Below are 26,069 nucleotides of genomic sequence, written 5' to 3'. Positions count from 1 at the left end.
GATATGTATAAGCAAACCTAAAAATTGTTTGTACCTTTAATAATTTCAGCGATTGCCTCGCCGATTTTATCAAGTGGGAGCACACTATCAGCGATGCCAGCATCAACGACAGCTCTTGGCATACCATAAACTACGCAAGTATCTTCGTTTTGTGCAATTATATACCCACCTTTTTGCTTAACTTTTTTCAGTCCTTCAACTCCATCTTTTCCCATTCCCGTCATTATCACTCCAAGGACTTTATCACCAAAAACCTCAGAAGCTGATTCCATCATAACATCAACAGAAGGTTTATAAAGTGTATCAGGTTTATCTGTGATTTTAACGATCTTTCCATATGAAGATTTTTCAAAGATTAAATTTTTCCCACCCTGTGCTATCAATGCAAGTTTTGGTTGGACCACATCACCTGTTTGTGCTTCTTTGACCTCAATTTTGCTTATTGAGTTCAATCTCTCGGCAAGCAGTTTCGTGAAGTTCGGTGGCATATGTTGAGCTATGACAATTCCAACGGGGAAATTTTCTGGAATCTTTGACAAAACCTCTTGAAGCGCAATCGGTCCACCTGTTGAAACACCGATTGCGACAACTTCAAAGTTTCTTTTAACGGATTTAAAAACAAGCTCTTTTTGTTGCTCAACCTTGAACCCATAGATTTTACGACGAATATACTTACTTTTCACGATTGATTTTACTTTTTGAATCAGTTCAGATTTTATCCTTGCTATATCAGATGAAACATATGAAAGCTGTTTCGGTATGAAATCAATAGCACCAAGTTTAAGTGCTTCAAGTGTTATCTCGGCACCTTCAGTCGTCAAAGAGCTAACTATCAAAACAGGAACTGGGCATTCTCTCATTATAATTTTTAATGCAGATAATCCATCCATTCGTGGCATCTCAACATCAAGAGTGACGAGATCAGGTTTTAAAGTTTTTATCTTTTCAATTCCCTCTGCCCCATCTCTTGCGGTTGCAACAACCTTTATTTGCGGGTCCGACTCCAGCATCATTGAAAGCAATTGTCTCATGAAAGCGGAATCGTCAACAACAAGAACCTTTATTTCATCATTCGAAATCATATTTATTCGCAAAATTTTTTCAATGTTTTTGGAACCTTCAAACTACAAAATTAAAAATTTCTCCGTTAACATTTTGAAAATTTGAGCGATATCAATAATAAGTTTCACCGATCCATCCCCAAGGATCGTAGCGCCTGCGATGCCTTTTACATTTTTTAAATATGAACCAAGCGACTTTATCACAACCTCTTTTTGTCCTATCAAAGCATCAACAACAAGCCCAAGTTTTTTTTCAGCTAACCCAACAACGACGACATATAGATTTCCATTTTTATAACAACTTGATCCCAAATTGAAAATTTTTTCCAATCTCACAAGTGGCAAAATTGAATCCCGTAATCGTATTATTTCTTTTCCGTTAACTGAATGAATTTGTTCAGGTTCAATTCTAACAACCTCAATCACAGATGAAAGCGGGACTATGAAAATTTCGTCACATACCTTAACAATTAATCCCTGAATTATTGCAAGCGTTAGAGGAAGTTTAAGTATGAATTTAGTGCCTATGCCGGGGGTTGACTGCACATCAATAATTCCATTTAGCTTCGTGATATTTGCCTTAACCACATCAAGTCCAACGCCACGCCCAGATACATTTGTGACTTTACTGGCGGTGCTAAAGCCAGGTATGAAGATAAAGTTCAAAATATCTTTATCACTTATTGAGTTCGCTTCTTGTTCAGTTATTAAATTTTTTTCAATTGCTTTTTTTCTAATTTTGTTTGGGTCAATTCCTCGTCCATCATCTTCAACCGTTATAACGATGTAGTTTCCTTCGTGTTCCGCTTTTAAAATTATTTTCCCTCTTTCAGGTTTACCTACTTTTATTCGTTCCTCCTTTGGTTCAATTCCATGGTCAATTGCGTTTCTTATGATGTGAACAAGAGGATCGTGGATATACTCAATCACGGACTTATCAACCTCCGTATCCTCTCCATATATCAAAAGATCAACTTCTTTATTCATTTCCTTAGCAAGGTCCCTGACCATTCTTGGAAACTTGCTGAAGACTTTTGCAATTGGCAACATTCTTGCACGCATTACAACTGTCTGAAGTTCCGATACAAGGTATTCCACCTGTGAAACCGTGTCAATTAACTCTCTTGCTACTGGTTCCCCCTCAAATTTTTCAATTACCCCAGAAATTATTTGAGTTAGTCTATTTCTTCCAAGAACGAGCTCACCTACAAGATTTATTAATTCATCAAGTCGTTCAACATTAATTCTTATCGTTTTATCAATAACTTTCGCTTCAACTTTTTGAATTGTTTCTTCGTCACCAAGGTTTTCAAGTCTGTCGTTGTTTTCAACTTTTTCATGATCGTTTAAAAAGTCTGCTTCATCATCACTTAAAATTTCACCGCGGCTTATCCTTTCAAGCTTTGAGATGATATCTTTGATATCAATTGGCGTAAAGTCCCGATTTTCAAGCTTTGAGAGCAAAATTTTAAGTAAATCATGCGATTTAAACATCACATCTACTATATCTGAACGAAGTTTGATTTCGCCCTTGCGAAGTTTATTTAGCACATCCTCAAATTTATGCGCAAGTTCGCTCATTTGCTCAAAACCTATAAACGAAGAAGTCCCCTTAATAGTGTGAACATACCTAAAAATTGAATTTAAAAGCTCCACATCATTCGGTCTTTTCTCAATTTGAAGAAGATCGTTGTCAAGTTTATCAAGAAGTTCTTTTGTTTCAATGATGAAGCTTTCAACTATTTCCTTCATCTCATCATCAAAGATCGCAGGTATTGACATGGTTTAAACCTCTCTTATTTTATTTCTCCACTGAAAAGTTTGTCAATTTCTTCCTGTGAAGTAACTTTATTGTTTTCAACTATAATTTCATCAACAATCTTTTGTTTGATCTCGGATCTATCATATTCTGCCATTGGATTAAACGCCTCGCTTTGGGATTCTGAATTTTTTGATCCAGAACTTTTCAAATCAGCATTCTCAAGTTGTTCAAGCAGATGTGTCAGTTTCTCTTGCACAGAGCCGATTAAATGGTTTATAGCTGAAATCTGTTGTGCAGTTATATCTTGAAATTGAAGGGCGATCATTATGTTGTCTGCGCTTTGCTTAACCTCTACTAGCTTTTCAATTACATCATCAAAGCCGTCACAATTTTTCAATGTCTCATAATATTTCCCCCATAGCTCGTTAACTTTGCTAAATTCTCCATTTTTGATATGTTTTCCGATCTTTCGTGCAAGTCTTCTTTGTTTTTCGTAATAGTTCCTCATTGAGGTTATTAGTCCCTTCATCTCACCAAATTTTAAGCTCATTTCATCAAGTGCATCAAGTATCTCAGTAGTTGCCATTTCAGTTGTTTTCGTAACGGTGTTTAACTGACTTGAAGCCCTTGGAATTTTACTTGAACTTTCCTCAAGCGATTTGTTTATCTCCTCAAGCATTGGCCCAACCTCTTTAACAAAATTAAATAATTCTTCAAGAAATGGTATCACCCTTTGTCCAAGGATAAAAATTGCTTTTAGCTCTTCTATCTCTCTTAAAATAACATCAACTTGTTTTGCAACATTTGAACTTTTTAAACCCATAGGTTTACCTCCTTCTTAAAGTGTTTTCAAAATTTGCTCAATTTTTTCCTTCAAAACTTGCGGTGTAAAGGGTTTAACTATGTAGTTATTTACTCTTGCTTGAAGCGCCTCAAGGACATCCTCTTTCATCCCGCGAGTCGTGACCATCAAAATTGGAATGTTAGCAAAATCTGGATTTGAACGAACTGCCTTCGTAAGCTCAAGCCCAGTCATGTTTGGCATGTTCCAGTCAGTTATTATGAAATCAATTTTTTCAGCGTAAAGTTTTGCAAGCGCATCTTTGCCATCTTCAGCCTCAACGATATCAGTATATCCGATATTCTTTAAAGCATTTATGACGATCCTTCGCATTGTTGGTGAATCATCAACGACGAGGAATTTTATTTTTCCGTCCTCCATAGAAACTTCACCTCCATTAGTTTAGATATTTTGAAACCTCGTATTGAACTCTTTTAACATTGAATGGTTTAATTAAATAAGAATTTGCGCCAAGTTTCAATCCTGTATCAATACTTTCGCCATCCGAGAGCGATGACAATATTATTATCGGCACATCTTTAAATCTTTCATCCGAGCGCAAAGATTTTATCAATTCAAATCCATCAAGGTTGGGCATGTTTATATCCGTAATTATAAGATCAATCGTTTCAACTTTTGCCAAGATCTCAAAAACTTCCATCCCATCAGATGCAGTTAAAACCTTATAACCTATGTTTTCAAGTGCAAGCGAGACAAATTTCCTTATTGTTGGCGAATCATCAACCACAAGTATTATCTTCGGCATGGCCTCACCTTATTCTTTTTTGTAAGCGATCATTTTATCAAAGTAAACTAATTTAAATGCCTTCGTTAAGTTTCTTAATGTCTCCGAACATCCAACAACGAGATAAGCCCCTCTGTTCATAGAATCATAAACCATTGAAATAACCTCACGCCTTGAATTTTCATCAAAATAAATTAAAACATTTCTCAACAAGACAAGGTCAAAATTTCTCATCATAACCATCTGAAACCTATCCATCAAATTGAGTTGTTCAAAGCGAACCATCTTTTTGACATCATCAACTAACTGGAACTCATCCTTGTTTTGAGATCTAAAGTATTTTCTTAAGTAATTTTCAGGAACCAATCTGATTGAATACTGCTTGTAAATTCCCCTTTTTGCAACTTCAAGAACAGCGCTGTTGATATCCGTGCCAACTATTTCAACTCTGATGTTTGGATATTTGGGCTTGATCTTCTCAAGAAAAATCATTGCGATCGTATATGCCTCTTCTCCCGTTGAACATCCCGCGCTCCATATGCGCAAATTTTTGAAACCATTTTGTGGCTTTGTCTCTATAATCTCTGGCAAAATTTTCTCCTCAATAACCTTAAATTGCAGCTCGTCTCGGAAAAAATAGGTTTCATTTATCGTTATCAATCTAAACAAAACTTCAATTTCATTTGCCCTGGACGAGGAAAATTTTAAATATCTCGTATAATCCGCAAAACTTTTAAATCCAAGAGATTCAAGTCTTGGACGAACTCGTGATTCAATGAAATACTTTTTACTATTAGGGAAAAATATCCCTGCTAATCGTGAGATGAAATCTCTTAACTCAAAAAACTCTTCGTCGCTTAATTTTAAACTCTCCGTATTTTTTTGTGTCAACAACATCTCGGAAATTGAAGTTTTTAATTTGAATCTTTATGCCATTCCGAAATACAGCTTAAAAACTGGGTCATCTTGAACCTTTTGAAAATTCTTGTCATATTCAACTGCATCAAGCGATGAAAGGAGATTTAAGATTACAACTTTCATATCCATATCAACTATTTCAAACAATTCCGATAATTTATCTACCACTGCCCTTTTGAATTCAACATCTTCAAAGATTTTATTCGCATTTAAAAATGCAGACTCAACTAAACTAATAAAGTTTTCAGGTTTAACCTCATTTTCAAGTGAAAATTTGATAAGCTCTTTTGCGTTGACACTGATGATCTCAGCTACTTTTTCAAATATCGGCTCATTTTGATCAGCAAGCGCAATTATTAAACCTTTAACCTCGTTAAATTCAATCCATTTTGAAATAAAGTCCAAAAAATTAGTTTTAAATTTGAGATCATCCGTTTCAAAAAAGATCTCAACAGCTCGCTTGAAAAATGATTTGAAAAAATACTTGTTTGCGTTGAATTTGCAATTTGCCCTTGCGCAAACTTCAATAAGTGAAATTACAGCCATTTTTTGAATAGCTATATTCTTATCATGCACTAACCCCATCAAAAAATCGGCATAGCTTTCGTCTCCAGCTTTGCCAAGAGCTTCCACAATAGCACTTTTTAAAATAGGTTCTTCGGACTTTCTAAATATCTCAATCAAAAAATCGCATATAAGTTTTTTATTCTTGGATTTCTCACCAATTTTCCCAAGCGACTCAATAATTTGAATCTGTGCGAATTCAAACTTTGAGAAAGAATCAAGCAAAACTTCAATTGCCCTGTCATCTCCGATGTTACCAATTGCTTCAATCGCTGATGTTATAACATTTGGGTCAGGATCACCTAATTTTTCCATTAAAAAATCAACGGAGTCTTCATCTCCTATAAATCCAATAATATCAATAGCAATTTTTCTGACATCTTTATCCTCATGGTTTGCAAGTTGCTTAATATCTGGGATGGCGTCCTTTCCAATTCTCAAAATAATCTCAACCAAGAAATTTCTAAAGCCAACATCTTTGCGGAGGATCAGTTTGCAAATTTGACTTATGATTCTCTTCTTTGAAGTTTCAAACTCATTTGCAATTGAGACAATTGAATTGGCAACAGCGTCGCGGACTCCCTTATCTTCGTCGTTTAAAAGTTCAAGCAATTTATCAACTATTTCTTCCCTATCACCAAACTTAACACTTGCTTCAACCGATAGCCTCCTTTCGTCAGGATCAAATGAATTTAAACCCGCAGTAATTGTTTCATAAGCTTTGCTCATACTTCTTGAAATTTAGTTCTTACAATTATCCCCATATCCTCTTCAAAGATAGAACTTTTCATATCAAAAAGTATCTCCTCTCTTGCACCGTTTATTTCAATGCAAGTGTTTTTATATATCGTCCCATGAACTATCAATTTCGCCTTGCCGGATTTTTTCATCTCATCAAGCAAATTATTTCTCATCGCATTAAGTTGATAAAGTCGTTTAGGTATCTCATCGCGCCATTTTATTAGATTTTGTAGTTGTTTTTCTTGATCTTCGGGCAATTCTCCCCAATCAATTTTCAATCTTGCAAGTGCATATATTTCCGATTTTATTCCCTCAAGATATGATTCAAGCCGTTTTATCTCTGCTGTAACCCTTTTTAATTTTTCAATTTGTTTATCTCTTCGTCCGATGATTATGACTGTCCTTGAATATTCAGTTCCACCTATGCTTTTGGCTTCTACCTCACCTTTACACATTATTGTTCCCCCAATTATTACGGCATCCTTTGCGATGATTTTCCCACCGCATACGATATTAGCGTTAACAGCTTCTCTTTTTATTGTCAAATTCCCATCTACGATGAGACTTTGATTTGTTATATATCGCAATGATGCATCTCCATGCACATAAAGTCGTCCTTTCCCATAGCCAATAAATCCACCACCTATTAGCGCATTTCCTTTCACTTCAACCTCTGCATCTTCAATGTTTCCATAAACTTCAAGATTTTTACCGACCTTGACTTTAGACCCGGACTTTATATCCCCACTAACTATAATTGTCCCAACAAAATTAACTTCACCAAAACTTACATCAATGTTTCCGTTAATTTTAATAACTGGTGTAACTTCAATTGTTTCATCCTCATTGATTACAAGATTCCCATCCGATGTTGCAACTATAACCGATTTATCTGAATCTGAAAAAGCAACATTTTGACCCAAAAAGACATTTGGCGATTTCCCAGATTTTGCTTTCAAAACCTCTCCGTTTACCCCAATCCCATCAACTCCAGAGGTTGGTGGATAAATTGTAGCTATTTTCTCGCCCGCTTTGACGTTTCTAACAAGGGTTCTCTTGCTTACATCAAATTCAAAAGATATATATCCATCCTCTCCATCAATTGGTGGATTCCCCTCCGCAATTAAAAATTCACCTTCTTGCGGATTCTCAACTAGATTTTGAATCTCGTTAATTTTAATCCCATAAATCACACCTTTTGAATTAATAAATCTTACGAGATCATCAACTTGTATGTTTTTCAACTCATCGGTTGATTCAACAATAAGATGAGCTCTTAGCTTATCAGGTGTAATTTTGACTTTCATTTGCTTGTGCGTAAACTTCTTTTAAAGTTTCCTTTTCATCAGCTGTTAAGATTTTTTCAAGATCAAGAAGAAGTAAAAGTTTATCTTCAAGTTTAGCGATCCCGGTTATATATTCGGTGTCAATTCCAGAGATAAGTTCTGGTGGTGGTTCAATTATGCTTTTTGAAAGTCTTAAAACCTCACTTACGCTATCAACAATAAACCCAACTGTTTTGTCGTTTAACTCCACGACAATTATCCTTATGTCTTTATCGTAATTCTTTTCACCAAGCCCAAGCCTTTTTCTCAAATTTATAACTGGGATAACTTTGCCTCGCAAGTTCATAACTCCTTCAATAAAATTCGGCGTGTTTGGAAGTCGTGTTATTTGAACGAGGCGATTTATCTCCCGAACCTTGAGGATATCTACACCAAATTCTTCGTTCCCAATTTTGAAGCTTACAACCTGAAGTATCTCTTTGGGATTTTCCATATTTACGATATCTCGTTGTAAGTTCATTTTTAAACCTTATTTTTTTTAAATTTGCCCACCCCTTCTCATTTCAGAGAGAAGGGGTGAGTTAAATTCTTTAATCAAGCTTGCTTTCAAATACCATTACCTTTAAGCTGAGCGTAACTCCTATAACTTTCTCTTTCTACTTCCACACCGATATTAAAACGCATAACCATCTGCTTTAAACTTTCCGTAAGTTTGCTTAGATCTTCAACCGCTTTTGCAATTTGATGAATACCTGCGGATGTCTGTTCAGCAATTGAGCTTATTGATTCAACATTTTTACTTATATCTTCGCTCACCTTTGATTGTTCTGTATTCGCTCGTGAGATCTCTCCAATTAAATTCGCAACATCACTTGCCTTTTGAACTATTTGCTTGAGAGCAAGGTTTGCGTTATCTGCAAGATGTATCCCTGTCTCAGCAACCTTTAAACCTGATTCCATAATTTTCACGACTTCATTAGTATCATTCTGTATTTGCTTAATCATTCCGCTTATCTCTTTTGTAGCTTTCATTGTCCTTTCAGCTAGTTTTCTGACCTCATCAGCGACAACAGCAAAACCGCGTCCTTGTTCACCCGCACGAGCTGCCTCAATTGCCGCATTAAGAGCAAGAAGATTTGTCTGATCCGCTATATCTTCAATTACATCAATTATTTCCCCTATCTGATTACTACTCTTTCCAAGTATTTGAACACTTTGAGCAGAATTTCTCACAACTTCAGCAAGACGATGCATTTGTTCAATTGTTTCCATAACAGCTTTGCTTCCATCAGCTGCAAACGAACTGCTTTCACGAGCAAGCTCCGCCACTTTTTCAGCCTGATGAGCATTTTCAACTATTGTTCTTGACATCTGTTCAACTGCTGAAACGATTTCCGCAATCTGTTTCGCCTGATCCTGAACCGCGATTGACATTTCCTCAGTTGAACTACTTATCTGAGATATTGAATTTGCAACTGTGCTTGTTGAATCAATTATTTCCCTTATTAAAGATCGCAACTCAAAAATCATCTTATTTATCCCTTTAATAAGATTTCCAACCTCGTCGTCTCTTTCTGCTTTCGCTTCTTTTGTTAAATCACCATTTGAGACAGCACTAACCACATCAAGAACTTTCTGAAGTTGCACCTCAAGATATCTCTGTTGTTCCTGTGTTTTTCTTCTTGCTTCTTCCGCTTCCGCTCGGGCTCTTTCAGCTATCTCGCGTTCCATCGCTAACTGATCAATAGAATTTCTAATGTTTTCAACCATTTTGTTAAAAGATCTGGCTAAAATACCGATCTCATCATTCCTTTTTATACATTTATCATCAACCTCAATATTAACATTTCCTTGTGCTACAATCTCAGCTGCCCTGCGAATTTTATCAATCGGATTTACAAACATAGCAACCACAAAATACCCAAAGACCAAACCTAACAAAACAGCAAATAAAACGAACCCTAAATTTACCATGTGAGCTTTTGATAATGTCTCTGCAATTTCGTCTTTTGAGAATCCAAATCTAACATATCCAACCAAATCACTACCACGCCTAACTTTTGCTTGGGCATCAAGGATAGTTTCCGACTCCGTTGAAAGCTCGGAATAGTTTATATCCTCTTTAAAGTTTCTTAATCCTTTTTCCCCACTGTTTAAAAAGTCAAGATTTTTCTCGGCAAGCAGTTTCCCATTGACATCATACACAGCGATATATTTTATAAAATCATCTTGATAGAAGCTATCAATCAATTGATTTAACTGATTGACATCTTGAAGCAAAATTCCATAAATTGCTGAGTTTGAAAAATTTTTCACGATCGTTTCATCTCTTTTCAAAAATTGCTTCTCAAGTGCCCTTCCAAGTATCATCGTATAGATTAACGAAACAACAAGAGCTGTACCAACAAGTATTATTTCAATTCCGATGAATGTTTTATATCGCCACTTTAGATTACTTAATTTTTCAATTAACCACATATTGCACCCTCTCCTTATAGTTTTCTGGAACAATTATCTTAAGAGCGTTTGCAACTCTGTTATTGAAGTGAATTTTTACTTCTTCCCCTATAACTTCAAGTGAAAAAAGTCCACCTTCTTTGACAAATTCTGGATTTGGAACCACAACGGGGACTTTATTTAAAAGTGCATTCTTAAGTATAAATTCTCTCGCAACAGGATGAGCTGATAGATCGTCATCGTCAAGTATCCAAATGAAATCCACACCATTTTTTATCAAATCTCCAAACTGCTGAGATACATCCTTTAGCTCCTTCACATCTGCTATAACAATCTTGACTCCTACTGAATAAGCAGAGCGCTGGAGTCTTTCAACGAGCCCTTGATGTTTATTTAACTGGCATATTAAACCAACTTTTTGAATATCTGGTTTAAATAGTTTCATCGTATAGAGATATTGAAGCGGAGTTGCTTTCTGGGAAAAAGCAAGTGAATACACAAATACCAGGATAGGAATTGCCCACTTCACTTTTACCTCCCCTTTTTATTTTTTGGATTTGATAAAAGTTGAGTTACTAACCTTTCAAGCGCACCGAGCTCAGCTGGTTTTTGCAAAACTGCCAAAATATTTAGCTCCTTGATAACATCATCTCCAATCTCGTTCGTAAAACCTGTGAGAACAATTACCTTGAAATCACTTTTGAACTTATAAATTTCTCTAATCATTTCAATTCCTGTCATATCTGGCATTCTGTAATCGGCAATTAGAATATGAAATTCATTATTGATTGCCTTTTCAATCCCTTCCGATCCATTGCTGGCCTCAAGCACCACCAATCCCAGCAATGTCAAGAATTCTTTCAGGGTTATCCTCACAAGTTCATCATCGTCAACCAATAAAATAACTTTTTGCATTTATCCTAAATTCTCTATTCTTTCGCATCAAACTTATAATCAAAATCTATGCCATGTTCAAGATCTAAACTATCACTTGAAATTTCACAAAGCGGAATTTTATTGAATGGCTAATATTAAACATTTGAGCGAGGTTTTGAATAAAAATAGACATCAAATTTTTCAAGTCAGAAGGCGAGAAATTTTTTGTAGGATTTTTGTAGGTTTGATTTCAAAAAATTTATTTAGTATATTAGCAAAAACCGGAGAGGTGCCCGAGAGGCCGAAGGGAGCCGCCTGCTAAGCGGTTGTACCGCCAAAAGCGGTACCGAGGGTTCGAATCCCTCCCTCTCCGCAAAATTTTTTATATCCAAGTTAAATAAACAACAAATTGGAGGGCAACATGGCAAAATCTAAAAAAACTAAGACAACAAAAACTAAAAATAGATCTACTACAAAAACAAACGAACTAAAAATTGGGCAAAAAGCTCCAGATTTTACACTTCCCTCTGATACAGGAGAAAAAATCTCATTAAAAGATTTTCGCGGTAAAAAAGTTGTTCTGTATTTTTATCCGAAAGATGATACACCAGGATGCACAAAAGAAGCTTGTTCATTCAGAGACAATATAAATCTGATACTTGAAAGAGGAGCTGTTGTTATAGGCGTTAGCGCCGATAGCGTGGACTCACATAAAAAATTCAAAGAAAAATATAACCTTAATTTTCCGCTTTTGAGCGACGAAAAACACAAAGTTCTTGAAAAATATGGTGTCTGGAAAGAGAAAAGCCTTTACGGCAAAAAGTTTATGGGTATTGAAAGGACAACTTTCATAATTGATGAACAGGGGAAAATTGCACATATATTTAGAAAAGTTAAGGTTGATGGACACACCGAAGAAGTTCTAAAGAAACTTGATGAATTATCGCAAAAAGTCACAGTGTAAATCTCAATGAGCCGTGCTTGAAATACCAAAATTTTATGAAAATTTTCTCGCAAAAGTTTCAAATGTTAATCTAAATTCCCCTCGCCAGCTGAAGGGGATTGGTGAGATCGTCTCTGCAATGTCAGAGTATTTCACCAGAAAAAACCTTCGCAAGGAATTCGTCTTTTACGACTATCTAAGCAATCCAGAAGTCCAAAAAGGTTATCTCGTTTACTTTACAACCACAAATCTACTGAAAGTCCATGTCCCACTTAACGAAATTTCCCACTCTGGATTTTTCAAAGGCAAGAAGAAATTAGAGATACTTGATATAGGCACAGGGCTCGGCACCGTTGTAATGGGGATAATAATCTGGATGCATGAAAACATCAGATATTTTAAAAATGCCGAAGTTAAGTTCGTTGCGCTTGATAAAGTTGAACAAAACATCCGAAAGTTTCAAGAAATTTTTGATGTCTTTATAAACGAACTTAAAACTCATTACCATCAAACAATAAAAATACAAATTGAGCCAGCAATTTTTGATATTGAGCACGCCTTTGAGATGTTTGAAAAAAGATTTGACTTAATAACGGTCGCCAACACTTTAAACGAAGTGGCATATGAAAAGAGAAGCAAACTACTGCGCCTCATCAACGCTGGAATAAAAGATGACGGCTTTGTGATTTTAATTGAACCAGCTCTTATGATAACATCCCGTGACCTTCTTGACTTTAGGAATAGAATGATAAAACAAGGTTTCTATATATACTCGCCTTGTTTAAGAAATTCAAATTGCCCTGCCCTTGAAACAGAAAAAGATTGGTGTCATACCGAAATAGAATGGAAACGCCCAGAATTCATACAACAAATTGACCTTGTCTCAGGAAACTATAGAAAGTCGCTTAAATTTTCGTATATAGTTGCAAGCAAGCGTGATATAAATTTAATTGATTTTGTCGCTGGAGAAAGGAACTTCAAAGATTATTTCAGAGTCGTAAGTCAACTCATCGTTGAAAAAGGGAAAAAACATTGTTATCTTTGTAATGAAATCGGAAGATTGCACTGTGTCAAGCTTGACAGAGTGAACTCTCCGAAAAATGAGATTTTTGACGAGATTGAAAGATATGAAATTGTTCACTTGAAAAATTTTGAAAAGACAGACGAAGAAATTAAAATTATCTCTGACACAGAAATTGAAAAAACTTTAAATAACGAAGGAAGATTTTAAACAAAAAGGTGTGAGGGATGAGAATACTTGACCTTTACATTAAAGGTGGATTAGTAATGCACCTAATCTCAATCACGCTCATTCTTATGATCTATGTCATCATTGAAAAGTTTCTAACAATCAAAAAAGCAAAGGCAAATGTAAAAGAGTTCATAATAAGTATCAAAGGACTCATCAAATCTGGAAACATACCAGAGATAATAGATTACTGCAACACTCATAACACTCCAATTTCAAGGATATTTAAACAGGGTCTGTTAAAGTACGGCTTTGGGGATGCGAAAGTTCGGGAAGCGATAGAGATGGCTGGAAGAACGGAGGTTTTTAACCTTGAGAAAAGATTAAGCATACTTGCGACAATAGCTGGGGTTGCGCCTTTGCTTGGATTCCTTGGGACAGTTGCAGGAATGATAAATGCCTTTATGACAATCCAAGCGCTTGGCGGTATCGTCTCTCCTTCTGATCTTGCTGGTGGAATATGGGAAGCGCTACTTACCACAGCTTACGGCTTGATAGTTGGCATCCCAGCTTATGGATTTTATAATTACTTTGTCACGAAAATTAATCGCCTTGTCCATGAAATTGAAATTGCAACAACTGAATTTATAGACATCCTGAGTTCAGAAGAATTCAAAAATCAGGTTAAGTCGGAGAAATGAAATTTGAAACGAGAAATAAGCCACTTACAATTTTCACTTTTGCATCTCTTACGGATATAATTTTGCAGTTGTTGATCTTTTTTCTTTTAACATCTTCTTTCATAACTCAATCTGGAATAAGAATTCAATTGCCTGTTTCTGAAACGCGCGAGCAAATTAGCGATAGACACATAATAATCACATTGACAGCGGGAAATGAGATCTATGTTTTTGCTGAAAAAGTTTTAAAGGAAAATCTATCTTTAAAGCTAAAAGAGATTGCGGGTGAAAAAACAGATAAACTCGTCGTCCTTCGTGCCGATAAGAATGTCCCAATTCAGGAAGTAATTGATGTAATGGATATTGCGAAATCATCCGGCTTAACAAGATTTGTCGTTGCAACACAAGTAAAATGAATATGGAAAGAGAAACTCAAATAAAGGCAACGATTTACACAGCGATAGTTTGTTTTGTTATTTTCATCTTGATGTTGATTTACAAAATCACTGTTAATGTTGAAGAAACAGTTAAATTTACAGAGGTGGTTTTCGTTCCGCCGGTTGAAGAACAAATTCAACCAGTGAATCGGGGCGGAGGAGCTCAAGGTTTGGGCAGATCGGCAATGGCTATGAGAACTATAAATCTTCCAAAAATAAACTTACCAACAAGATTTGTTTTAACTGAAGAAGAAATTTTACCGCATAAATTCGCAGAAAAGATTGATGTTATAGAAAGAAAAGGTGAAATTGAGGGGATCGGCTTTGGGGTTGGCAAAATTGGAACTGATGCAAGCTTGGGCAAAGAGATAAAACCAGAGATCGGCGTTTCTAAAACGGGAAAAACAGGGATTGGTGAAATAAAAAGAGATTTCGGAACGGGGCTTTCTCAAAAACTTTCATATCAAATTGAATGGGAAGGAAAAATCAACCGAGTCAAGGTTGGTGGTGAATTACCGAGATTTCCACAAGGAGTAAAAGAATCAGCTATAGTAAGATTTAAAGTTGTCGTTCTTCCAGATGGAACTATTGAGAGGATCTTTCCGCTTGAAAAAGCAAATCCAGAATTTGAACGCTCCGCATTTGAAGCACTTCAAACTTGGAAGTTTAATTCAATAGACGAAAAAGTCAAACAAAGTGGCATCATAACATTTAATTTCAGGGTTGAATGAAACTTCCCACAAAAATGGAGGGGTAAATTGGAGTGGATAAATGCAATTTTACTTGTTTTTGTAATTTTTGGTGTCATCGGTGTTTCAGAGATTTTGAGAAAAATTCTCAAATTTGATCCAGAGGTTACAAGAAAAGTTGTGCATATATCAGTTGGGCTTGTAGTTTTCCCAACTCCTTTAATTTTTCAAAGTTCAATCCCAGTTATTGCGATCGCCCTGTTTTTCATTGTTGTTAATTTTTTAAGTTTGAAGTTGAAGGTTTTCAAAGGTATGGATTCTGTTGAAAGGCAGACCTATGGAACAGTTTACTATCCTCTCGCTTTTTTGCTTCTTGTTCTTGCTTTTTGGAAAAATCATCCTGCGATAATTTCAATTTCAATGTTAATTCTTGCACTTGGAGATGCCTTTGCTGCTATCGTTGGAGAAAGTGTGAAAAATCCAAAATTTTACAATCTCACGGGCGATAGGAAATCGGTTCAAGGTTCATTTGCAATGTTTGTTACTTCGCTTTTGATTGTGTTAATTTTTTTAACTTTAACTAACAACTTAAAATTGTGGTGGGGTGAATTTCTAAATCTTTCGGTTGAGAAGATAATTTTAATTTCAATTTTAACAGCTCTATTTGTCAGCGTAGTTGAAGGGCTTGGGTCGTATGGGTTTGATAATCTTTTCATTCCGTTTGCTTCAGCTTTTATGCTTCATACGCTCGTGATCGCAGAAAAATTAGATCAATTTACGCTTGCTTTTGCTTTGGCGTTTTTAATTTCGTTTATCTCGTATAAATTGAAATTTTTAAGTTTAAATGGTTCTGTTGCAACTTTCTTGCTTGCCGTAATAATTTTCGGTGTTGGCGGATGGAAATGGACTGTGCCAATTCTTACATTTTTTATTTTATCAAGTTTGATCTCAAAAATTGGAAAAGAGAGAAAAAAGAAGTTTGATCTAATTTTTGAAAAGACAAGCACGCGTGATATTTTCCAAGTTTTCGCAAACGGCGGTGTTGCTGGGATTATCGCAATAATTTACCATTTTTATCCAAATGAAATTTTTTATTACGCATATCTTGCTTCTATCTCCGCAGCAACATTTGACACATGGGCAACTGAGATAGGGACACTGCTTTTTTCAAAACCACGCTTAATTACAACTTTAAAACCTGTTGAACCGGGCACATCTGGTGGAGTTTCGCTTAAAGGGACAATTGGTGGAGTGGTTGGTTCTATCTTGATATTTTTAAGTGCTTCTTTTTGGATTGAATGGGGTTTGCTTAAATTTTTGATCGTTGTTCTCTCCGGGTTGGTGGGAAGTTTCGTTGATAGTTTTCTTGGGGCAACGATTCAAGCACAGTATAAGTGTAATGTTTGCTCAAAGACGACGGAAAAAAATTTTCATTGTGATGGGGTTACTGATTTAATTCGTGGTAAAAAATGGATCAATAACGATTTCGTTAATTTTGTGTGCACAACCTCTGGATCCCTGACCGGACTTGTGTTGATGATAATCTAAACAAAAATCTCATCCCTAATGCCATTCAGATTCAACGAAGATATAGCTATCGCTGATGTCGCAGTTGAAGTATGGGCTAATACAGTAGAAAAACTTTTTGAAGATTCAGGACTTGCGGTAAGTGAAGTCATGGTTGACACGCAAACAGTTGAGCCGTTAATTGAAAAAGAAGTTTCTTTGAATTCGGATTCAATTGAGATGCTTTTGTTTGACTTTTTGGGGGAGATAATTTATTTCAAAGATGCCTATTCATTGCTCTTTTCAAAGTTTGATGTAAAGATTAAAGATTCAAATATCTACGCAAAGCTTCGGGGTGAAACGATCAATCGCGAGAAACACAATCTTAGAATTGATGTCAAAGCTGTGACACTATACAGATTTAGCGTAAGGCATGAAAATGGAATTTGGCGTGCCGAATTCGTGCTTGATATTTAAAGTATGATCAACTAAAAGTTTAAGAAATTAAGTGGTGGGTTGCCACGAGAAATTTAAACTATAATCCTGCTAATACTTTTCTTTTCTACCTATTCCTTCCCTCAATATAGGTGGCAATATAAAAGGAACAAAACAACCGAACGAAGATTTAGCAACGATGAGAGATTTTCCGTCCCTATCTTCTTAAGACATATGAGCATCAGTTTAATTGACGCCTCTTTTCTGAACCTTTACCTGAAAACCATCAATGACGCTCAAAAATTTTAGCGATATATTTTGTAGAGAAGTATAAAGAGCCCCAGAGAAATCCTGGACATAAAAAGAAAGACCGCTGGAGTTATAAGAGGGGTGTTTAAAGTAAATGATTTTTTAAAGATTCGCACTTTAGCAGAACCTGATACGGGAAATGATTTTAGAGTATTGCAGTGGTAGATATTTTTTGAAACGGTTCTGTTTTAGTTTAAATACATTGTTTTAAAATCAAGGGCGAGTAAAATTAACTTTACTCGCCCTTAGTTAAATTGATCCTGGCCCGGGATTTATTTTAGCAGTTTTTTATACTTGGTGTATTTTTCCATTATTTTATCAACATAGTTTACTGTTTCTTGATAGTTGTTGAAATATCCACTCCTTGGTCGCCCACTTGCCCAGATGTATTTGTGAAGGGTATAGTATTCACTTGAAAGAAGCGGTAGCATATTTTTTATTGTTTCCCACTTATTAGGATCTTCCCCAAAATAAATTGCAAGTTGTTGAGCATCAAGAACACGGCCAGGTCCTGCATTATAAGCGGCGAGGGCAAGCTTTAAGCATTCGGTTGAGTCCAATCCTTTTGAATGAAATCTATTAAACTGGGTCCAAAGGTAATGTATTCCGGCAACTATATTTTGTTCGGGAGTTTTATAGTCATAAATATGAGAAACATTTAAAACAAGTTCTTCGCCTGTTTCAGGCATTATTTGAAGAAGTCCATAAGCACCTTTGGGGCTCACTGCATCATGTCTAAAGTTTGACTCCTGTTGAATCACGGCAATGATTAATTTCCAATCAAAACCGTATACTTTTGAATACTTTTTTATCAAAGGAAGGTATTCGTTTAAATTTTCTGGTATTATAGAATTGTTGGAACTTAACGACGGGTCGGAACTTTGTTCCTCAGACGAAGGCTCACTTACCTGCATCTGGACACCTTGGTTTGAGGCTTGAACGGAGGACTTAAAATGAGGATGTATACCACTACAACTTATCGCAAATGTTATACTAAAAAGAAAAACAATAACTTTATGCCCTGCCTCGGCAAGAGCTTTCCTATTGAATCGCCGTGTTCTGTTAGTCCGTTTCCGTCCTTTATTTGAAATAAAAAATTTCAACATAAAAAATCCAACTTTGTTTTTAAAATTAAAAACAAGCAAGGGTTAAAAACTTTGGGACTTATAAGCGGGGCATATTAATTTAACCCTTGCGATTATAAAATGCAAAATAAATCGCTTAAAATCTGTGATGTAGCCAACCCAGCGATGGAATAGTTTTAATGCTAAACAACTTTAGGCAAAATTTTATTGATTTTCAATTGATTTCTGCTGTAAAAAATTCATCTACAGGTTCGCCTTCACTTGAATTTTATCGTATATTTTGGTAAATTAGTTCAGTTGAAATTGAAAATTACGAAAATTGGAGGTGGAAAATGCGCTTTTTAATCTCAAGTGATAGGTTAAAGGAAGCACTATCAAGGGTAGGTGCCGTCGTTCCCTCAAAGACAACCTTGCCAATACTTCAGGACATATTGTTTGAATTAAAGGGTAATACGCTTTATTTAACCGCAACCGATCTTGAAATCTCAGTGCGAATGGCAATTAACCCTGTAGATGGAGAGGAAGATGGAGCAATAGCAATTCCAGAAGATAAGTTAACAAGTGTAATTAAAGCACTACCTGAAGGTTTACTTTTAAAATTTGAATCCCTTGATTCAGATAGAATTCTTATCACGACGAATAAGGGCGGGGAATACAAGATGAGCGCTGAACCATCAGATTCATTCCCAGCAATTCCAGAGTCAATTGATAGCACAGCGGGGTTTGGAGTTACGATCTCTGGGGAAGTTTTAAAAGAAATAATTGAAAACACTGTCTTTGCGACCTCAAAGGAAGAACTTCGCCCTGCTACGATGGGAGTTTTGTTTCAGTTTAGAGAAAATGAATTTATTGCGGTTGCGACGGATGGATATCGTCTTGTTAAAATGTCACGCAAAGGAGTGGCAAATTTAAAAGGTAAATCCGATTCCTCGGGAGTCATAGTCCCTGCAAAAACGCTTCAAATTATAGCAAAATCAATTGAAGACGAAGACATATGTGAAATTTCCATAAATGAAAAACATATTCAATTTTCAACCGAAAATATAACTATTATCTCAAGATTGATTGATGAAAAGTATCCTAACTATGAAAGCGTCATCCCGTATGAAAACAATAAAGAGCTTATCGTAGAGCGAGATTTGTTTCTTTCAACTGTGAAGCGAGTTTCCATTTTCGCAAACACAACTACAAATCAAATAAAGTTCACACTTGATCCCAAAGGTTATGTAGAGGTTTCAGCTGAAGATATTGATTTTGGTGGCTCGGCTAAAGAGGTGTTGAATTGCACATACAATGGGGATCCGATGGAAATCGGTTTCAATGCAAAGTTTATAACCGATATTCTCGGACATCTTGATTCCGACAAGGTTATATTTAAATTTGGAAGCCCAACAAGAGCTGCAATTGTTCAACCATATGAAACGATGGAAGACAGAGAAATTCTAATGCTTGTAATGCCAATGAGATTAAACGCTTGAAAGATGATTTTAAAATCAATAGAGATAAGAAACTTTAGAAATCACATTCATACTCAAATTGAGTTCTCTGACAATTTGAATCTGTTCATCGGTGGCAATGCCCAAGGAAAGACAAGCATACTTGAGGCAATTTCTTATCTTTGTTTAACGAAAAGCTTTAACTCAAATTCGGATTCTTATGTTTTGAACTTCAACGCCAGGTTCTTTGAAGTTTTTGGAAAGTTTGAGCTTGACAATGGACATGAAGTGATCGTTAAGGTAAACTTTGAAAGTGGAATTGGCAAAAAGGTTTACTTGAATAAAGAAACCGTAGATAAATTTTCAATAGTTGTGAATAAACTTCCAATTGTCATTCTCGCCCCCCGAACTAAAGAAGTTATCTATGGTTCCCCTGAGGATAGAAGAAAGTTTTTTAATCTCTTGATTGCTCAATTAAGCTCCACTTATGCTGATGAAATCATTGACTACCGAAAAGTTCTTAAGCAAAGAAATAAGATTTTAAGTGCTATAGCAAAAAACGAGATAAAATTTGAGCAAGGGATTGAACTTCTAAATGTATGGGATGAAGAATTTCTGAATTATTCAGCAAAATTAACCTTCAAAAGGATGCGATTTATAAACGATTTTATTGGATTTTTCAAAAACGCTTATTCAAATTTTGGTGAAGTTGAAAATCCAGAAATTGAATACGCTACTCAGGTTCAACTAAACACACAAGATAATTTTGAAACTATCAAGGAAAAATTTAAGGCAGAAATAATCAAGTTGAGAGCCGAGGAAATAAAACGAGGGATTACATTAATCGGACCACACAGAGATGAATATGTTTTTAAAATTAACGGGCGTGAACTTAGGCGCTATGCATCACAGGGACAAATGAAAACATTTCTCGTTGCACTAACGATAGCGAAATTTTTTTATTTGAAGGAAAAGAAATCCGAAACGCCGATCCTCTTGCTTGATGATGTCTTCGCTGAACTTGATGTTGAGAGAACACAGAAACTGCTTTCAATTGTTGGAAATATAGGACAGGTTTTCATAACCGCAACAGATTTGAATATGCCTGTTGAAGTTGAAAAGAGATTCAAAGTAAAAAAATTTATCGTCAATTCAGGAAGAGTGTTTGATGCGTAAAAGAGGACCAGTTTTATTTGGAAAAGCGTTGGATGAATTCTTAAAAAACATGGGCGTTGAGCGTCCCGTTAAGGAAGGGATGGCTATTGAAAAATGGAATGAGGTTGTTGGTCCGTATATCGCAAATGTCTCAAAGCCAGAAAAGATTGAAAATGGCGTTCTGTATGTCAAGGTTATAAATCCAGTTTGGAAACATCATCTTTTTATGTTAAGGCGCGAGATAATCAACAAGCTAAACGATTCACTTAAATTTAATGCAGTTCGTGAGATCGTATTTATTGACTCTGGGAACGATTTCTTAAAAACAAAATGATGTTTTGAAAATGACGAAAACTAAGGCAGTGAAAAAATCAAAGAAAACAAAAAATTCAAAATCAACGGAAGCTAAAGTTGAAAGAAAAAAGGATAAGACTGAAAAGGAAATGAAAAAAGAACTAAGCAAGAAAGAAATAGAAATTCCAAAGACTCAACCTTCAAATGGCGACGGTAGCGAATATACAGCAGAGGCAATTCATGTTTTAAAAGGTCTTGAAGCAGTAAGGAAAAGACCAGCGATGTATATCGGTGATGTTGGAGTTAGAGGATTACATCACCTCGTTTATGAAGTTGTTGACAATAGTATTGATGAAGCACTTGCTGGATATTGTAAAAACATTGAGGTTACAATAAACAAAGATGGCTCAGTAAGCGTTCTTGACGATGGGCGTGGAATCCCAGTTGATATTCATCCAGAAGAGAAAAAATCTGCTCTTGAAGTAGTAATGACTGTTTTACATGCTGGTGGGAAATTTGATAAAAGAGTTTATAAAGTTTCAGGTGGATTGCACGGCGTCGGTGTTTCAGTTGTGAACGCTCTTTCGGAATGGTTAATCGCCGAAGTTTATAGGGATGGGAAAATTTATAGACAAAAATATGAGCGTGGCGTTCCAGTGACACCAGTTGAGGTAATTGGCACTACAGATAAAAGAGGCACAAAAGTTACTTTCCTTCCTGATAAATTGATCTTTAAGAACATAAAATTTGACTTTGAACGACTTTCCGAAAGAATGAGGGAACTTGCATTTTTAAATCCGGATGTAACGATAACGCTTGAAGATAAAAGAACGGGGCAAAAGGAAGTTTATCATTACACTGGTGGAATTGTTGAATTTGTGAAATATGTTAATTCAACGAAGAAACCGCTACACTCAGATGTTATCTACATAACAGGTGAAAAAGAGGGAGTATATGTTGATGTCGGCATTCAATACACGGAGGAATACACTGACACTATTCTTTCATATGTTAACGACATAAATACGATTGAAGGTGGAACGCATGTTAGTGGTTTTAAATCCGCTTTAACGAGAACACTTAACGCTTACGCTCAGAAAAACAACCTTTTAAAATCAAAAATTGAACTCACTGGTGATGATTTCAGGGAAGGTCTTACTGCCATAATAAGCGTTAAGGTACCAGAACCACAGTTTGAAGGACAAACAAAGACGAAACTTGGAAATAGCGAAGTTAAAAGCATTGTTGAATCAATAGTTGCAGATGGATTAGCAGATTATCTTGAAAGAAATCCATCAACTGCGAAAAAAATTCTTGATAAATGCATTCGCGCAGCTGAAGCAAGGGAAGCTGCTCGCAAAGCAAGGGAACTCGTCAGAAGAAAAAACGCACTTGATTCTGGAGGGCTCCCTGGAAAACTTGCGGATTGTTCAATAAATGATCCGGAGCTTACGGAAATCTTTATCGTTGAGGGTGATTCCGCAGGAGGAAGCGCAAAGCAAGCAAGAGATAGACAATTTCAAGCAATTTTACCGATAAAAGGTAAAATTTTAAATGTTGAGAAAGCACGACTTCACAAAATCCTTGAAAATCAAGAGATAAGAGCGATAGTTCAAGCACTTGGCACGGGGATCGGAGAAGATGATTTTGACCCAGATAAAGTAAGATATGGAAAAATAATTTTGATGTGCGATGCTGATGTGGACGGAAGTCATATAAGAACTCTTCTTCTGACTTTCTTTTACAGATATATGCGTGAATTAATTGAAGCTGGAAGGGTTTATATAGCTCAACCACCGCTTTATAAAATCAAAAAAGGTAAGCTTGAATTTTACGCATACAGCGATGAAGAAAGAGATGAAATAATAGAACGATTGAAACAAGAAAAAGAACCTGGCGAGATAACGATCACGCGCTTTAAAGGTCTTGGTGAAATGAATCCAGAGCAATTGTGGGAAACAACAATGAATCCAGATAAAAGAACATTGCTTCAGGTTACAATTGAAAACGCAGCTGAGGCTGATAGGATTTTCTCCATACTTATGGGAAGCGATGTTGAGCCGAGAAAAGAGTTTATTGAAAAGAACGCAAAATTTGTAAGAAATCTTGATATTTGAAATGCTTGAGAGAAAATTTAACTTTGTTTTTGAAAAATTTTGCTAATGCAACAAAAACAAATTTTGAAAAGAAAGTAAATGGCAACAGTTCAAGAGAAAATTCAACCTGTGGAGATTGAAGAGGAAATAAAGTATTCTTACCTTGACTATGCGATGTCTGTAATTGTCTCAAGAGCTTTGCCTGATGTTCGCGATGGTTTAAAACCTGTGCAAAGAAGAGTTCTTTACACTATGTATGAACTTGGACTTTTACATAATAGACCTTACAAAAAATGCGCAAGGATAGTTGGAGAAACGCTTGGTAAATATCATCCTCATGGTGATGCTGCGGTTTACGATACTCTCGTTCGTCTTGCTCAGGACTTCACAATGAGATATCCACTTGTTGATGGGCAAGGTAACTTCGGCTCAATTGATGGTGATTCGCCTGCTGCGATGCGTTACACCGAAGCAAGGTTATCTGCGATTGCTGAAGAGATGCTTCAAGACATTGAAAAGAACACTGTCAATTTTCGTCCCAACTTTGATGAAACGCTAAAAGAACCGGAAGTTTTGCCAACGATCCTTCCGAATTTGCTCGTCAACGGTTCAAGTGGCATCGCTGTAGGAATGGCAACAAATATCCCACCGCACAACTTAAATGAAATTGTTGATGGATTAATTGCACTTTTAAAAAATCCAGATTTGCCCGTTGAAAAGTTGATAAAATATGTAAAAGGTCCTGACTTCCCAACAGGTGGAATAATCGTCGGGCTTTCTGGAATCAAAGAAGCCTACACAACAGGTAGAGGAAGGATAATCGTTCGGGCAAAGGCAAACATAGAAAATTATAAAGGTCGCTCAAGAATTGTAATAACAGAAATTCCATATCAAGTCAACAAATCCTCACTAATTGAGAAAATTGCGGAACTCGTTCAGAACAAGAAGATTGAAGATATATCCGACATACGAGATGAATCAGATAAAGATGGAATGAGGATAGTAATTGAACTTAAACGTGATGCTCAACCAGAGGTTGTTTTAAATAACCTTTATAAACATACAAATCTTCAGTCAACTTTTGGAGTCATAATGCTTGCGCTCGTGAACGGCGTGCCTAAGATCTTGAACTTGAAAGAGATGATGATGGAGTTTATCAACTTCCGACTTGATGTGATTGTAAGAAGAACTAAATTTGAACTTGAAGATGCTGAGAAAAGAGCTCATATACTTGAGGGATATAAAATCGCACTTGACAACATTGATGAAATTGTTGATCTGATAAAAAAATCAAAAGATCCTGAAGCAGCAAAGATAGGTTTGATGAAGAGATTTAAACTTACAGAAGTCCAGGCAAAAGCAATTCTTGATATGAGATTGCAAAGATTAACAGGACTTGAAAGAAGCAAGATTGAAGCGGAATATAAAGAGACGATAAAGTTAATTGAGAAATTGAAGAGCATCTTGAGAAGCAAGGAACTGCAGAAAGAATTAATAAAGGAAGAACTGCTCAAGCTCAGGGAAAAATATGGCGATGAAAGAAGAACACAAATCGTTGAAGATGAAGAGGATTTCAGTGTTGAAGATCTAATAGCAGAAGAAGATGTTGTCATAACGATAACACACAATGGATTCATAAAGCGTTATCCGGTAAGTGGATACAGAAGACAAAATCGCGGAGGTAAAGGAATTACAGCGACCGCAACTCGCGAGGATGACTTTGTTGAACATATGTTTGTTGCATCAACGCATCACTATATTATTTTCTTCACTGATAAGGGTAAAGCTTATTGGTTAAAAGTTCACGAGATTCCCGAAGGTAGCAGGGCTTCAAAAGGTAGATCAATTTCACACCTTATCAACAAAGAACCAGATGAAAAGATAACTGCTTTCGTCGCTGTTAAAGAATTCAACGAAAACTTGTTCGTCACGATGGTCACAAAGATGGGATTTGTTAAAAAAGTTTCACTCACGGAATTTTCAAATCCAAGAAAAACTGGAATAATTGCTATAAATTTAAATCGCGGCGATCGCCTCGTTGACGCTCGCTTAACAGATGGAACTCAAGATTTAATAATTGGGACGAGAAAGGGAATGGCTATTAGATTTAATGAAAAAGACATAAGACCGATGGGAAGGCAAGCGACAGGGGTTAGAGGAATCAAACTTGAAAAAGATGACGAAGTCATTGGAATGATAGCAGTTAAAAGACAAGGGACGACGATCCTCGTCGTCACTGAAAATGGATTTGGAAAACGAAGTGATCTAAATGATTATAGGGTTACTCATAGAGGCGGGAAAGGAATCATCACAGTTAAGGTTAATGAAAAAACAGGAGACATGATCGCAATAAAAGAAGTCCTTGACAACGATGATATAATGATTGTGACAGCAAAGGGTTATCTGATAAGGCATCATGTCAAAGACATAAGAGTTATGGGCAGGCAGGCTCAAGGAGTTAAACTTATAAAATTAAACCACGGTGACTCAATCGCATCAGTTGCAAGCGTTATCACCGAGGAAGAAGATTGATTTTTAAATCTCCGTAAATTAACTTTATCTTG

25 protein-coding genes and 1 tRNA gene are annotated in these 26,069 nt (G+C 36.1%); 13 read left to right on the top strand and 13 right to left on the bottom strand.

The features are described from left to right. Positions 1-17: 17 nt before the first annotated feature. From NZ923_00995 to NZ923_00940, 12 genes are all read right to left on the bottom strand, one after another. Positions 18-1,082 carry a chemotaxis response regulator protein-glutamate methylesterase gene (locus tag NZ923_00995; protein ID MCS7228594.1) on the bottom strand — a complete coding sequence of 355 codons (1,065 nt, stop codon included), beginning with the start codon at positions 1,080-1,082 and terminating at the stop codon, positions 18-20. Positions 1,083-1,124: 42 nt separating this feature from the next. Beyond that, on the bottom strand, positions 1,125-2,843 hold the full coding sequence (locus NZ923_00990) for a chemotaxis protein CheA (protein MCS7228593.1): 1,719 nt from the start codon (positions 2,841-2,843) through the stop codon (positions 1,125-1,127). Between the two features lie 14 nt (positions 2,844-2,857). Beyond that, positions 2,858-3,646: a protein phosphatase CheZ gene (locus NZ923_00985; protein ID MCS7228592.1), complete on the bottom strand. Its 789-nt coding sequence runs from the start codon at positions 3,644-3,646 to the stop codon at positions 2,858-2,860. 15 nt (positions 3,647-3,661) lie between these two features. After that, entirely contained in the window at positions 3,662-4,045 is a 384-nt protein-coding gene (locus NZ923_00980; GenBank protein ID MCS7228591.1) for a chemotaxis response regulator CheY, read from the bottom strand. A gap of 16 nt (positions 4,046-4,061) precedes the next feature. Continuing rightward, a complete protein-coding gene (locus NZ923_00975) occupies positions 4,062-4,430 on the bottom strand; it encodes a response regulator (protein MCS7228590.1) in 369 nt (122 codons plus the stop codon). Between the two features lie 9 nt (positions 4,431-4,439). Then, the gene (locus NZ923_00970; protein MCS7228589.1) at positions 4,440-5,306 is read right to left on the bottom strand and encodes a protein-glutamate O-methyltransferase CheR; all 867 of its coding nucleotides are present in this window, start codon (positions 5,304-5,306) and stop codon (positions 4,440-4,442) included. Between the two features lie 30 nt (positions 5,307-5,336). Further along, a complete protein-coding gene (locus NZ923_00965; GenBank protein MCS7228588.1) occupies positions 5,337-6,620 on the bottom strand; it encodes a HEAT repeat domain-containing protein in 1,284 nt (427 codons plus the stop codon). After that, positions 6,617-7,939, bottom strand: coding sequence for a FapA family protein (locus tag NZ923_00960; protein ID MCS7228587.1), 1,323 nt, complete (start codon positions 7,937-7,939; stop codon positions 6,617-6,619). The genes NZ923_00965 and NZ923_00960 overlap by 4 nt, the downstream gene beginning before the upstream one ends. Further along, positions 7,917-8,438 carry a chemotaxis protein CheW gene (locus NZ923_00955; protein ID MCS7228586.1) on the bottom strand — a complete coding sequence of 174 codons (522 nt, stop codon included), beginning with the start codon at positions 8,436-8,438 and terminating at the stop codon, positions 7,917-7,919. The genes NZ923_00960 and NZ923_00955 overlap by 23 nt, the downstream gene beginning before the upstream one ends. Positions 8,439-8,524: 86 nt before the next feature. Next, the gene (locus NZ923_00950; protein ID MCS7228585.1) at positions 8,525-10,396 is read right to left on the bottom strand and encodes a methyl-accepting chemotaxis protein; all 1,872 of its coding nucleotides are present in this window, start codon (positions 10,394-10,396) and stop codon (positions 8,525-8,527) included. Further along, positions 10,383-10,904 carry a hypothetical protein gene (locus NZ923_00945; GenBank protein ID MCS7228584.1) on the bottom strand — a complete coding sequence of 174 codons (522 nt, stop codon included), beginning with the start codon at positions 10,902-10,904 and terminating at the stop codon, positions 10,383-10,385. The genes NZ923_00950 and NZ923_00945 overlap by 14 nt, the downstream gene beginning before the upstream one ends. 2 nt (positions 10,905-10,906) lie before the next feature. Continuing rightward, a complete protein-coding gene (locus NZ923_00940; GenBank protein ID MCS7228583.1) occupies positions 10,907-11,290 on the bottom strand; it encodes a response regulator in 384 nt (127 codons plus the stop codon). Positions 11,291-11,534: 244 nt separating this feature from the next. Between NZ923_00940 and NZ923_00935 the strand changes: the two genes are divergently transcribed. The 8 genes from NZ923_00935 (at position 11,535) to NZ923_00900 (ending at position 17,172) form a co-directional block, all read left to right on the top strand. Next, positions 11,535-11,624: transfer RNA gene (locus NZ923_00935), tRNA-Ser, on the top strand. Between the two features lie 48 nt (positions 11,625-11,672). Further along, positions 11,673-12,215 carry a thioredoxin-dependent thiol peroxidase gene (gene bcp, locus NZ923_00930; protein MCS7228582.1) on the top strand — a complete coding sequence of 181 codons (543 nt, stop codon included), beginning with the start codon at positions 11,673-11,675 and terminating at the stop codon, positions 12,213-12,215. 13 nt (positions 12,216-12,228) lie between these two features. After that, positions 12,229-13,425 (top strand): hypothetical protein, encoded by a 1,197-nt coding sequence (locus NZ923_00925; GenBank protein ID MCS7228581.1) that lies wholly within the window; start codon positions 12,229-12,231, stop codon positions 13,423-13,425. A gap of 17 nt (positions 13,426-13,442) precedes the next feature. Further along, a complete protein-coding gene (locus NZ923_00920; protein MCS7228580.1) occupies positions 13,443-14,084 on the top strand; it encodes a MotA/TolQ/ExbB proton channel family protein in 642 nt (213 codons plus the stop codon). After that, positions 14,081-14,479: a biopolymer transporter ExbD gene (locus NZ923_00915; GenBank protein MCS7228579.1), complete on the top strand. Its 399-nt coding sequence runs from the start codon at positions 14,081-14,083 to the stop codon at positions 14,477-14,479. The genes NZ923_00920 and NZ923_00915 overlap by 4 nt, the downstream gene beginning before the upstream one ends. Further along, positions 14,476-15,231, top strand: a complete 756-nt coding sequence (locus NZ923_00910; protein MCS7228578.1) for an energy transducer TonB — start codon at positions 14,476-14,478, stop codon at positions 15,229-15,231. The genes NZ923_00915 and NZ923_00910 overlap by 4 nt, the downstream gene beginning before the upstream one ends. A gap of 27 nt (positions 15,232-15,258) precedes the next feature. Further along, on the top strand, positions 15,259-16,737 hold the full coding sequence (locus NZ923_00905) for a DUF92 domain-containing protein (GenBank protein MCS7228577.1): 1,479 nt from the start codon (positions 15,259-15,261) through the stop codon (positions 16,735-16,737). Between the two features lie 18 nt (positions 16,738-16,755). Continuing rightward, positions 16,756-17,172, top strand: coding sequence for an archease (locus tag NZ923_00900; protein MCS7228576.1), 417 nt, complete (start codon positions 16,756-16,758; stop codon positions 17,170-17,172). A 539-nt stretch (positions 17,173-17,711) separates the two neighbouring features. Here NZ923_00900 and NZ923_00895 read toward each other — a convergent pair. Then, positions 17,712-18,545, bottom strand: a complete 834-nt coding sequence (locus tag NZ923_00895) for a transglycosylase SLT domain-containing protein (GenBank protein MCS7228575.1) — start codon at positions 18,543-18,545, stop codon at positions 17,712-17,714. A gap of 311 nt (positions 18,546-18,856) precedes the next feature. Here NZ923_00895 and dnaN point away from each other — a divergent pair, with 311 nt between their 5' ends. From dnaN to gyrA, 5 genes are all read left to right on the top strand, one after another. Beyond that, complete coding sequence (gene dnaN / locus NZ923_00890; GenBank protein MCS7228574.1) at positions 18,857-20,002, top strand: DNA polymerase III subunit beta; 1,146 nt, start codon at positions 18,857-18,859, stop codon at positions 20,000-20,002. Positions 20,003-20,005: 3 nt separating this feature from the next. Further along, positions 20,006-21,136, top strand: coding sequence for a DNA replication/repair protein RecF (locus NZ923_00885; GenBank protein MCS7228573.1), 1,131 nt, complete (start codon positions 20,006-20,008; stop codon positions 21,134-21,136). Beyond that, the gene (locus tag NZ923_00880) at positions 21,129-21,449 is read left to right on the top strand and encodes a DUF721 domain-containing protein (GenBank protein MCS7228572.1); all 321 of its coding nucleotides are present in this window, start codon (positions 21,129-21,131) and stop codon (positions 21,447-21,449) included. Before NZ923_00885 ends, NZ923_00880 begins: the two co-directional genes overlap by 8 nt. 10 nt (positions 21,450-21,459) lie before the next feature. Next, positions 21,460-23,526 carry a DNA topoisomerase (ATP-hydrolyzing) subunit B gene (gyrB, locus tag NZ923_00875; protein MCS7228571.1) on the top strand — a complete coding sequence of 689 codons (2,067 nt, stop codon included), beginning with the start codon at positions 21,460-21,462 and terminating at the stop codon, positions 23,524-23,526. A gap of 78 nt (positions 23,527-23,604) precedes the next feature. Continuing rightward, a complete protein-coding gene (gene gyrA, locus NZ923_00870) occupies positions 23,605-26,037 on the top strand; it encodes a DNA gyrase subunit A (GenBank protein ID MCS7228570.1) in 2,433 nt (810 codons plus the stop codon). Positions 26,038-26,069: the final 32 nt, after the last annotated feature.

This window comes from Candidatus Kryptonium sp., assembly GCA_025060635.1.
Taxonomy (GTDB): Bacteria; Bacteroidota; Ignavibacteria; order Kryptoniales; family Kryptoniaceae; genus Kryptonium.
The sequence above is the reverse complement of the archived record's forward strand: the minus strand, read 5'-3'. Positions and strand labels throughout refer to the sequence as shown.